The organism is Helicobacter sp. MIT 11-5569, assembly GCF_000765695.2.
GTDB lineage: Bacteria > Campylobacterota > Campylobacteria > Campylobacterales > Helicobacteraceae > Helicobacter_D.
This window is the reverse complement of sequence record NZ_JRPB02000007.1, coordinates 85,569-96,676: the sequence shown is the minus strand read 5'-3', so window position 1 is coordinate 96,676 and position 11,108 is coordinate 85,569. Positions and strand designations below refer to the sequence as shown.

Sequence of the window (11,108 nt, the reverse complement as noted above, 5' to 3'; positions counted from 1 at the left end):
TCTAACATTTTTATTTTAAATTATTTTTTGTTAAATCTTGTTGTTTGAAAAAATATTTTTTTATAATATTTAGTTAGATGTTACTTTTTGGGATTTTATCTATTAAAAATCTAAAATACTTTATAATTTATACATTAAGATTAGATTTAAAGGAATCTCTATGCGAAGTGATATTATCAAAAAAGGACATCAAAAAGCCCCACACAGAAGCCTATTAAGAGCAACAGGGCTAAAAGATGAGGATTTTAATAAACCATTTATCGGTGTTGCAAATAGCTATATTGATATTATTCCCGGGCATTTTTTCTTAAACAAATACGCCCAAATCATCAAAGATGAAATCCGCAAAGCTGGTGGAGTGCCATTTGAGTTTAACACAATCGGCGTTGATGATGGAATTGCAATGGGACATAGCGGAATGCTTTATTCTTTGCCAAGTCGCGAGTTAATCGCTGATTGTATAGAATCTGTAATGAATGCGCACGCCTTAGATGCGATGATTTGTATCCCAAATTGCGACAAAATCGTTCCGGGAATGCTTATGGGTGCATTGCGAGTGAATGTGCCAACAATCTTCGTTAGTGGCGGACCAATGCAAGCTGGCAAGCTTGATGATGGCACGATTTTAGACCTTAACTCTGCGTTTGAAGCTGTGGGTGCGTTTAATGAAGGTAAGATTGATGCACAAAGGCTACATGAGATTGAATGCAAAGCTTGCCCTGGTGGCGGGAGCTGTAGCGGAATGTTTACTGCAAACTCTATGAATACACTTTGTGAGGCAATGGGTGTCGCACTGCCTGGAAATGGGACGATTCTAGCCCTTACTAAAGAGCGCGAAGAGTTATTGCGTAAAGCCGCACGCAGAATCGTAGAGATTGCTTTGGATTCTGCTAAAAGTGAGCAGTTTAGATTCCGCAATATTCTAAACGCTAAAGCTGTGCATAACGCCTTTGTCGTGGATATGGCAATGGGTGGTAGCACAAATACGATTTTGCATATGCTAGCAATCGCCAAAGAAGCAGAAGTGGATTTTGGATTAGAATCTATCAACCAAATCGCCAAAAATGTTGCACATATCGCTAAAATCGCCCCTGCTTTAAGCTCTGTGCATATGGAGGATATAAATCGTGCTGGGGGAGTTTCAGCGGTAATGCACGAAGTGGCAAAACGTCAAAATTCTGCCTTGCACCTTGATGCACTCACAATCACAGGCGAGACTTTGGGCGAACGCATTGCAAATGCAGAGATTAAGGATTCTGATATTATCCGCCATAATGATAATGCCTACTCTCAAGTTGGGGGCTTAAAGATTCTCTTTGGGAATCTTTGCGAACAAGGTGCGGTGCTAAAAGTCGCTGCTGTGGCAGAATCTATGAAAGAATTTAGCGGCAAAGCAATTTGTTTTAACTCGCAAGATGAAGCGATTAAAGGCATTGCAGGAGGCAAAGTTGCGCCCGGAAATGTCGTAGTTATCCGCTATGAAGGACCAAAGGGCGGACCGGGAATGCAAGAAATGCTAAGCCCTACAAGCCTTATTATGGGTATGGGCTTGGGAGAATCTGTCGCGCTTATCACCGATGGACGCTTTAGCGGGGCAACTCGCGGGGCATGTATTGGACATGTGAGCCCAGAAGCTGCAGAAGGAGGGTTGATTGCCCTTATTGAAGATGGCGATGTTATAGAAATTTCTGTTTCACGCGGAAGCTTGGAGCTTAAAGTAGATTCTGCGACTTTGGAATCCCGCAGGGCAAAATGGAAACCGATTCAAAAAGACATCAAAAGCAAATGGCTCAAACGCTACTCGCTTTTGGTTAGTAATGCTGCAAATGGTGCGGTGTTGAAGACGGAGCTGTGAGGGGGTCTAAGTAAGACAATAAGCAAGCGAGGGGGATAAATGCCAAATATTCTAGCTTTTGATGAATTTTTAAAGACATTGCAAACTACCAATAGAAGTTTAGGCTTTTTTGTGGATTGGCAAAAATGTTTAAACAATAGAGATTCTATAAGTATTTATCTCAACCATTTAAACTTTTTGTTGAGTAAAGATAAACAAGAAATGTGGAAGTAAGAAAATGGCGAAAATTAATAAAAAATCTTTAGTTTTAGAATCTTTATTGCAATATTGCAAAGAAAAGAATAATTTTATTTTTCATAATGATTTAGTTAAAGAAATGGCAAAACAACATAATTTTGGGAATCCTTTTGATGCAACAAAGCTAGATTCTAGTGATAAATTGCCACTTTCTTTTAGAGAACAAAATATTTGTTTGCTTCATTTAGGAGGAGGCAATCATCAATTTATTAAGGGTATAGAACTACTCTATCACCCCTTTGAAGCAATACAAACTTCTATAAATTGGAAATATAAAAAGAGTTTGCTTAATGAATATAATGATAGTGAGAGCAATATTTTAAGCGTGGCAAATAATCAAAGAATCTTACACCATTTTTTATTTGGAGAAGATTTAGAGTTTGAGAATCTAGGGATTGAAAATCGTCCCAAAACTTACTTTCCCCACCGCACAAAAACAACTTTAAAATATCAATTTGGAGATATTCTAATTAATGCACAAAACCAGCAAATAGAAATTGACTTAACAATAGAATATAAAGGACTTATTGGAATATTTGAAGCAAAAAATGGAGAACCTAAAGATTTTAATATTTATCAAATTTATCACCCTTATCTTTATTATTATAATTCTGGTTTAGATTTTAAACAAATTATTTGTGTATATCTTGTGAGAAATGATAATAATCTTAAATTATGGGCTTATACTTTTAGTAATCCTACACATTTAGACTCAATACAATTCTTAAAATCTTGTGAATATATCCTAATAAGGTAGGCAGTATGGATTTCAATAAACTTTACAATAATGATGTTTTAGAAGTTTTAAAAAGCATTCCAGATTCTAGCTTGGACATGGTTTATGGTGATCCTGATTATAATGTGGGAATCAATTATAATGGTTCAAAATATACGCAAAAATGGGAAGATTATATTGAATGGTATTGTGAGTTAGCTAAAGAATCTATGCGTGTGTTAAAGCCAACAGGAAATCTTTTTATGATGAATTACCCTAAACAAAATGCTTATTTAAGAGTTAAATGTTTAGATTCTATTAGTTATGATGTGCAAGATTATGTATGGGTGTATAATACTAATGTAGGGCATAGCAAAAGGAGATTAACCACTGCACACAGAAGTATTTTACACGCAACTAAGAGCAAAGATAATCATTTTTATAAGGATAATATTGCACTTCCCTATCAAAATCCAACAGATAAAAGGATTTTACAAAGATTAAAAGATGGGCATAGCGGTAGAATGCCTTACTCTTGGTTTTATTTTGATTTGGTTAAAAATGTAAGCAAAGATAAGACTTTTCATTCTTGCCAAATACCGCTTAAGCTTGTAGAAATGCTTATTAAATCTTGCACAAATGAGGGAGATTCTGTGTTTGTATTATTTGGTGGAAGTGGTGGAGAAATAATGCTGTGTGAGAATCTTAAAAGGCAATGGATTAGCTGTGAATTACATAAGCCTTATTATGAAATGATACTTGATAGATTACAAAATCAAGGGCAAATTAGAGATGAGTTTAAGTTGCCAAATTTTCAAAAACCTAGTATTAAACAAAATAATTTGTTTGCAATGCAAGGGGAATAAAGTAGATAATAGAATCTAAATTTAAGGAGAACAAAATGGCAAATTATCAAAATTTCAGCATGAGAATATAAAAAATATGATTTCAGTAATTTATAAAAATGAAACCAAGTAAAGGAAAAAACCAATGCCAACATCTGAAAATTTCAAAGATTTCACGCTTGAAATGCTTAGCAACGCATTGCAAGGCACGCAATATCGCTTTAGTGCTAAAAAGATGTTTGGAGAATATTGCATTTATGTGGCTGATGACTCTGCAATTGCACCCAAACCGATTTTCTTGCTTTGCGATGAGACGCTTTTTGTTAAAGAGCATAAGATTTTGCAACCTCTTTTAGAATCTTCTCCTAAAGGCTTCCCATATCCCGGAGCAAAAGAATCCTATATTCTTGATATAGATTCTCCCCAAATTTTGCGCGAAGTTGTGCTTACTCTTGCTCCGACACTGCCAAATCCAAAGCCTAAAAAGGTAAAGGAAAATCACTAAATGTTAAAGGAATATAAAATGACAGATGAAGAACCAAGAGAATTATTCAAGGAGTTGCAAAAGCATTGGGATTTAGAAAAAGTTAAGAATATGACTTTAGAGCAATATACAGGAATTAAAGAAGAAGGTAACGATAGAGATGATTTTACTTATTGGATTGAGAGCAAACTGGATAAACTAGGAAGCATATGGGGTGGAAGCGCATTCAAATTTGGTATCTACAAAAGAAAAAATCAAGAAGAAAAAGAGGATAACAATACATATAGCTATAATGCAACTTACGGATGGCTCAAAAAACTTGGAGAAAATCCAAAAGATGCTTTTGAAAAAACCAAAGCTATAATTCTTAAAATCATAGAACTTAGTCAAAAAAATGAACTTGATGAAATTGATAAAATAAAAGATTTAGGAGAAGCTTACAAATGGAAAATTGCCTTTCATTACCAAAATGTTAATGATATAAGGATTATGTGCATTTTCAAAGAAGATGTGCTACAAAAAATAGCTAAAGGTGAGAATCTCGGTGAGAATCTTAGCACAGCACAGATTCATCAAAAGCTTTTAGGCGATAAAACTAAACCTTATACGCTTGAAAAAATGCTAAATGAAAAATACATACCTCTTTGGGAGAAATATGGCAAAAATGATAAAGAGCAAGATATACAAAAATTAAATGAAGATAGCAATCAAAATAATTTGCGAGATTCTAAGATTCCGCTTAATCAAATCCTTTATGGACCTCCGGGCACAGGAAAGACTTATCATGCCATTGATAAAGCGTTAGAAATCTTAGGATTTACGAAAGATAATAATATCAACAAGAATAATAAGGTTAGTTTAGATTATGACAAAATTAAAAAAGAACTTGAAAAACTTAACATTAAACTTGATAAGGATAATGAGCGCGTTTATGCAAAAACCTTGTTTGAGTATTTTAAAGATAAAGGACAAATTGCATTTATTACTTTTCATCAAAGCTTTTCTTATGAAGAATTTGTCGAGGGGATAAAGCCTATTGTTGATGATTCGCAAAATATGACCTATGAAGTAAAAAATGGAATCTTTAAAGAACTTTGCAAAAAGGCATTAAAAAACTATGAAGATTCTAACAAATCTCAAGAAACAATTCAAAAAGAAAGCAATATTAGTAATGCAGTTTCAGATTTTTTTAATAATCTTATATCCAAAGAAACACTTCTCGCAAAAACACAGAGAGGGAGTTTTAGTATCAAAGAAATCAATAATGAGCGAATCTATATACAATCAGAGGACACAACACAAAATCTTAAATTTCCAATTACAGATTTTGAAAAAATTGTCTTAGCGGATAAAAATTTCAAATCTTCACGAGAGCTTGCATTTGAAGTCTTTGGAGAGAAAAATCAATCACAAATAAGAACCTATCAATACCAACTTTATAACGAATTTAAAAAAGGAAATTTTCAAAAAAGCCAACCTCAAGAAAAAGAGGCAGAAATTGAACTCAAACCCTACATTCTCATTATTGATGAAATCAATCGTGGGAATATTTCTAAGATTCTAGGAGAGCTTATTACTCTAATTGAAACAAGTAAAAGAATCGGAAATAATGAGGAGCTAAAAGTAACCTTGCCTTATAGTCAGGAAAGCTTTGGTGTGTCAAATAATCTTTACATCATCGGCACAATGAATACTGCAGATAGAAGCATTGCGCTTCTTGATACTGCATTAAGACGAAGATTTGAATTTATTGAGATGATGCCAAAATCTAGTGTTTTAAGCACAGATTGTGTTGGTGTGAATTTACAACAATTGCTAGAATCTATAAATAACCGCATAGAATTTTTACTTGATAGGGAGCATACCATAGGACATGCTTATTTTATTAATGCAAAAACTTTAGAGGATTTAAAAACAATCTTTGCTAAAAAGATAATCCCACTTTTTCAAGAATACTTCTATGAAGATTATGCCAAAATTAATGCAGTGTTAAATGATAACGAAATGATAAAAGTAAAAGATTCTAAATTTGATAAATTATTTAATACTAAATTTAACGAATTTGACAATGAAAAAGTGATATATGAAATTACGAACAAGTGGAAAGTAGAAAATTTCCAAAAAATCTATGATAGTAGTGTAAAACTTGACACACAAAACAATGAAAACTAAAAACACCCTTTGTATAGCTGAATGGCAGAGTTTTAGCATTGATGAGATAAAAGAAGTTTGCGATAGTCAAGAGAAAGCCCAAAAAATCTTTAGCGAATTTGTGGAGTTTGCCCAGCAAGATGGCAATCACTACTTTTTAAAATTTAAAAATTCTAAAACCCTTGTGGCACAAAATTATGTAGGCATTATCCAAACTACAAGCGGTTTTTGCCTAGAGATTCTACCTAAAACTTTTAGGACAAAGAAGAACAGTGAGGGCTTTAATGCCTATAATGAACAATCTCAAGAAAATGAGATTAAAAAAGCTAAAGAGATTCTGCTTAAAATGCTAAAATCCCTTAAAAATGCACCTTTTAAAGAAAGTGATTTTGCTAATCTCAAAGCCCAAAATTTTCCCTTGCTTGAAATTTTTATTTTAATGTTTTTAGAAGAGCTTTTAAAGCTTATAAAACGAGGTATGAAGGCAAATTATATTACAAAAGAAGAAAATCGCTCTTTTTTAAAAGGCAAACTTCTATTTAATGAGAATCTTAAAAGCAATTTTGCCCACAAGGAGCGGTTTTTTACAAGCAGTGATGAGTTTAGCGTAAATATCGCTCCTAATCGCATTATTAAAAGCACTTTAGAGTTTTTAAGCAAACAAAATCTAAGCGCGGCAACAAGCACAAAGCTTAATCAGATGCGTTTTATCTTTAGCGAGATTGACCCAAGCCAAAATATCACTAAAGATCTTAGCCAATGCCATAATACAAGGACTTTTAAACACTATTCTATTTTATTGCAATGGTGTGAAATCTTTTTAAGATATAAGACTTTTACTCTTTATAAGGGGGATTCTAAAGCCTTTGCTCTGCTCTTTGATATGAATAAAGTTTTTGAAGATTTTGTAGCAAGCGAAATGAAAAAATGGTGCAATAACACGCATTTTCAAGAAAAGAATCCACACTACAAAGAATTTATAGAAAATATAGATTTAATGGCAGATTTACATATCAAAACACAAGAAAAAAGCAAATATTTAGCCCAAAATCAAAAAGAAAAAGATATTTTTCAACTAAAACCAGACATTGTGGCTTATCAAGATTCTAAGCCCCATTTTATCGCGGATACTAAATGGAAAATGCTAGATACACAAGAGAGAAATTTTGCAATTTCACAAAGTGATATGTATCAAATATTTGCTTATCTAGCTAAATACAAATGCACTAAGGGATTTTTGATTTATCCAAAAATAGAAGAAATGCAAAATAAAGAATTAAGCTTACAATTTGAATTTAAGCCCCAAATTGCAATAGAGGATTCTAAGAATAATAGCACACTTACCATACTCTTCTTCCCATTAAATCAAGATTAGCACCTAGCTAAAGCCTATTCAAAAGAATCCCTAAATGCACAAAAACATTAAAACTTCAACTTTAAAAAACAAACTAAGACAAGATACGATAAAATTCTCTATTCAAAAAGCTTTTTTACAATGCCCTTTAAAGATTTTTCAAAGGAATCTTAATGCTTGAAATTTTGCTTACTTATATTTTAGCAGTTTTCTTGCTTATTGCGACACCCGGTCCTGTGATTGCGCTTATTATCCGCAATTCCTCTTTTTATGGATTCAAAACCGCACTTTTTACAAGCATAGGGACAAACTTTGCTTCTTTAATCTTAATAGCATTTGCTATTGCTGTGATTTTGGGTGTTTTTAAGATTTCTCCTTTTATTCTTTCTATTATCAGCCTTTTAGGTTGCGCGTTTATCTTTTATTTGGGGGCTAGCTCCTTGTATCTTGCTTTTAAAAACTACAAAAACAAATCTCATTTAGAGATTCCACAACCGCTTTACAAACAAAATCCCACAAAAACCTTTACTTCTAGTTTTTTAGAAGGCTTTGGAATCGCGATTGGCAACCCTAAGGATATTATATTTTTTGTTGCATTTTTTCCGCAATTCATTCACATTACTGATTCTATCGCCCTAAGTTTAAGTATTTTGGTGTTTGTATGGATTCTCCTTGATTTTAGCATTCTTGTGAGCTATGCCGCACTTACTCAAAAAGCTATTTTCTTAAAATATCAGAATCTTATTGCGATTATGAGTGATGTAATTTTAATGCTTGTTGGAATATTTGGGGCTTATTATTTATTACAATAAAAACACTTTTTATTGCCGCTACATAGTATTTTTGCACTATAATTTCAAATTTATAATATAAGTCCAATCAAAGGAATTTTAATGTCTCAAGCTCAACAAGCACAACCCCCAAAAATCAATGCTTTAAGCTATTTACCTGTAAGTTTTTTTGGCTCATGTATGGGGCTAAGCGCGATAAGTGTAGCGTGGCATGCAATGTCGCATTTGAGCTTGCTTTACTCCAAAGATTCTCAATACAATCCAGCTCCTATGCCACAATTTTCTTTTATCTTTCATTCTTTTGCCGATATGATTTCGCTAATTTTTGCAGCGTTTGCTGTTGGGGCTTTTCTTGCTTTAGGTATAGCTTATAGTCTAAAGCTCATCACAAACTTTGAGAGCTTCAAGCAAGAATTTCTCTCTCCTATCACGCGCCCATTTTTTGCCACAATCTGCATTGCTTTGCTACTTTTGCCTTTTGCACTAGATAGACTTGGAATCCCTGAAAAAATAAGCCTTTTTGTGTGGGCGATTGGGGCTATTTTTATGCTTATTTTTAGTGTGTATATTGTGCAATTTTGGATTTGCCAAAAATTTGAGCTTGCTCATATCACGCCTGCTTGGATTATCCCTGTTGTGGGATTACTTGATTTACCTCTTGCTTTGCCTCTTTTTTCACAATTCCACGCAATGCCTGATATTGGATTTTTGATTTCTCTATTTTGCTTAGCAGTGGGTTTTGCTTTTACAATCGTGCTTTGCACATTAATCTTTGCGCGCATTGTATTTTTTGCCAAACTTCCTGATAAACTTATGCCAACTTTGGTTATTTTCCTTGCACCCTTTGGAGCTGGTGTTGGGGCGTATATGGTATTAATTTCTATGCAAGCACTCACATTAGCAGAAGATTCTTTAGGCTTTCTTGCGATAGATTCTACACCTTATATTCTCTTTTTGCTTGGCTTATTTTTATTCTTTACCTTATTGCCACAAATTATCCAAATCAAAAAATGCTGCCCTTTTAGAATCTCATGGTGGGCGATTAGCTTCCCGCTAGCAGCAATGAGCATTGCAAGTATAAAAATCAACACAGAAATTTTAGAATTCTCAAAAGCTTGCGCATTATTAAATTCTCCATTTTCTCATATTGAAATGGTATTTTGGATTGTTTCAATAAGTCTATTAGTTTTTGTAACACTTATATTTATATGGCTTATTGGGCGCACTTTAGTTGGAATCTTAAAAGGAGAATTGCAAAATCTTGCATAAGGCTAAGGAGAGAAAGATTCTATTAAAGAATCTTTGCTTTACCTAGCGGAGTTTAGCGAGATATTTTTGTAAAGGGAGGTTATCGACATTTGCACTAAAAATACAAAATGCTTCTTCAACTTTAGCGCCTAAATAAAAAAAGGCATTATTAATAGGAGATAAAAGAGCATTGATACCATAACCATCACTCCCATCATAGCTTGACTCTTCTCCAAGTGCTGTGGTGATAATGCTAAAAGTTTTACCCTCTAGCAATTTAGGATTATCACTATGAAAAATTGCTGATAGCACTCTATCTTCCCATTCTTTCAGTAGCGAGGGTGTGCTAAACCAAAAAAGCGGGAATTGAAAGATAATTCTATCTGCCTTTTGCAAAAGCGCAATTTCAGATTCTACATCAATTTTATAATCCTTATAAGTTGTGCTAAGATTGTGGATTGTGAGGTTATTAAGCGATTTTGCAGATTCCAAAAGTGCTTTATTAACCTTAGAATCTTCCCAAAAAGTATGTGCAAAAATAAGCAGTGTTTGCATAAAATTTCCTTTATGAATTTCTCTAAAGTCTAAATTCTAGCCATTTAATGCTTTATAAAAACTTTTACTCTATAAACAAAATATCAAAATAATTTAACAGCATAAAATACAAACTAATACACAAAATCACAAATTTTATGCACTTTGCCCTTAAAATAAAGCCTCTGATTCTCTTCTCTTAGATACAAATCCTCTCCGCTTGCAGGATTAAAAAGGCAAGGATTTGGAATCTTATCTTGATGAAACAAATAATAAAACATTGCTGCCATTCCTGTGCCGCATGCAAGCGTTTCATCTTCTACTCCGCGTTCAAAAGTGCGCGCTATCACCCTATTTTGTGCAATTGTTGCAATATTTACATTTGCATTATATTTATGGCGTAAAGAGCGCAAATCCTCTTTACTTAATTCTTTTCCTTTCTCGCAAACCAAATGCGGAACTCCTGTATCAATAAGTGACCAAGTGTTACCAAACTCTAAGATTCCTTCCTTGATGACTTCCACACCGCTTAAAGCACTCTCTACCTCATCTCCATCTATTATTATATCAATCACACCTGCAAGTGTTAAGAATTTCTGCTTCTTACCAGCAATACCCAAATGATACGCATACATTGCTGCGGCACGACTTCCATTACCACACATTTTTGGAACACTTCCATCACAATTATAAAATTCCCATTCAAAATCATATTCCAAATGTGGTTTAAGAATTATCAATCCATCTGCTCCTATTCCTTGATGACGATTACAGATTCTTTGTGCGAGCTTATCAAATGCTTGATTTTGTTTTCCAAAGGTATGCGTAATAATAAAATCATTTCCACTTGCAGAATATTTACTAAAAAACATAAATTCTCCTTATTGTATTCTA

General features: G+C 33.5%; 10 protein-coding genes and 1 pseudogene. 9 read left to right on the top strand and 2 right to left on the bottom strand.

What is annotated here, in order from left to right:
• Nucleotides 1-160: 160 nt before the first annotated feature.
• The 9 genes and pseudogenes from ilvD to LS70_RS07090 all read left to right on the top strand — a co-directional run bounded on the left by ilvD (nucleotide 161) and on the right by LS70_RS07090 (nucleotide 9,701).
• The gene (ilvD, locus tag LS70_RS07130; RefSeq protein ID WP_034290581.1) at nucleotides 161-1,855 is read left to right on the top strand and encodes a dihydroxy-acid dehydratase; all 1,695 of its coding nucleotides are present in this window, start codon (nucleotides 161-163) and stop codon (nucleotides 1,853-1,855) included.
• Between the two features lie 39 nt (nucleotides 1,856-1,894).
• Nucleotides 1,895-2,059 (top strand): annotated as a pseudogene (locus tag LS70_RS07125) (DpnII family type II restriction endonuclease); the annotation flags it as partial.
• Between the two features lie 13 nt (nucleotides 2,060-2,072).
• On the top strand, nucleotides 2,073-2,849 hold the full coding sequence (locus LS70_RS07120; RefSeq protein ID WP_034290577.1) for a type II restriction enzyme: 777 nt from the start codon (nucleotides 2,073-2,075) through the stop codon (nucleotides 2,847-2,849).
• 5 nt (nucleotides 2,850-2,854) lie between these two features.
• Nucleotides 2,855-3,673: a DNA-methyltransferase gene (locus tag LS70_RS07115; protein WP_034290575.1), complete on the top strand. Its 819-nt coding sequence runs from the start codon at nucleotides 2,855-2,857 to the stop codon at nucleotides 3,671-3,673.
• Between the two features lie 124 nt (nucleotides 3,674-3,797).
• On the top strand, nucleotides 3,798-4,157 hold the full coding sequence (locus LS70_RS07110; RefSeq protein WP_034290573.1) for a transcriptional regulator: 360 nt from the start codon (nucleotides 3,798-3,800) through the stop codon (nucleotides 4,155-4,157).
• Between the two features lie 18 nt (nucleotides 4,158-4,175).
• Nucleotides 4,176-6,308, top strand: a complete 2,133-nt coding sequence (locus tag LS70_RS07105; RefSeq protein WP_236096454.1) for an McrB family protein — start codon at nucleotides 4,176-4,178, stop codon at nucleotides 6,306-6,308.
• Complete coding sequence (locus LS70_RS07100; protein WP_034290569.1) at nucleotides 6,298-7,662, top strand: McrC family protein; 1,365 nt, start codon at nucleotides 6,298-6,300, stop codon at nucleotides 7,660-7,662. The genes LS70_RS07105 and LS70_RS07100 overlap by 11 nt, the downstream gene beginning before the upstream one ends.
• A gap of 152 nt (nucleotides 7,663-7,814) precedes the next feature.
• A complete protein-coding gene (locus tag LS70_RS07095; protein ID WP_034290567.1) occupies nucleotides 7,815-8,453 on the top strand; it encodes a LysE family translocator in 639 nt (212 codons plus the stop codon).
• Between the two features lie 81 nt (nucleotides 8,454-8,534).
• Nucleotides 8,535-9,701: a hypothetical protein gene (locus LS70_RS07090; protein ID WP_034290565.1), complete on the top strand. Its 1,167-nt coding sequence runs from the start codon at nucleotides 8,535-8,537 to the stop codon at nucleotides 9,699-9,701.
• 42 nt (nucleotides 9,702-9,743) lie between these two features.
• Here the strand turns inward: LS70_RS07090 and LS70_RS07085 are convergent, their stop codons facing one another.
• Nucleotides 9,744-10,235, bottom strand: a complete 492-nt coding sequence (locus tag LS70_RS07085; RefSeq protein ID WP_034290563.1) for an NAD(P)H-dependent oxidoreductase — start codon at nucleotides 10,233-10,235, stop codon at nucleotides 9,744-9,746.
• Between the two features lie 113 nt (nucleotides 10,236-10,348).
• A complete protein-coding gene (gene dapF, locus LS70_RS07080) occupies nucleotides 10,349-11,086 on the bottom strand; it encodes a diaminopimelate epimerase (RefSeq protein ID WP_034290561.1) in 738 nt (245 codons plus the stop codon).
• Nucleotides 11,087-11,108: the final 22 nt, after the last annotated feature.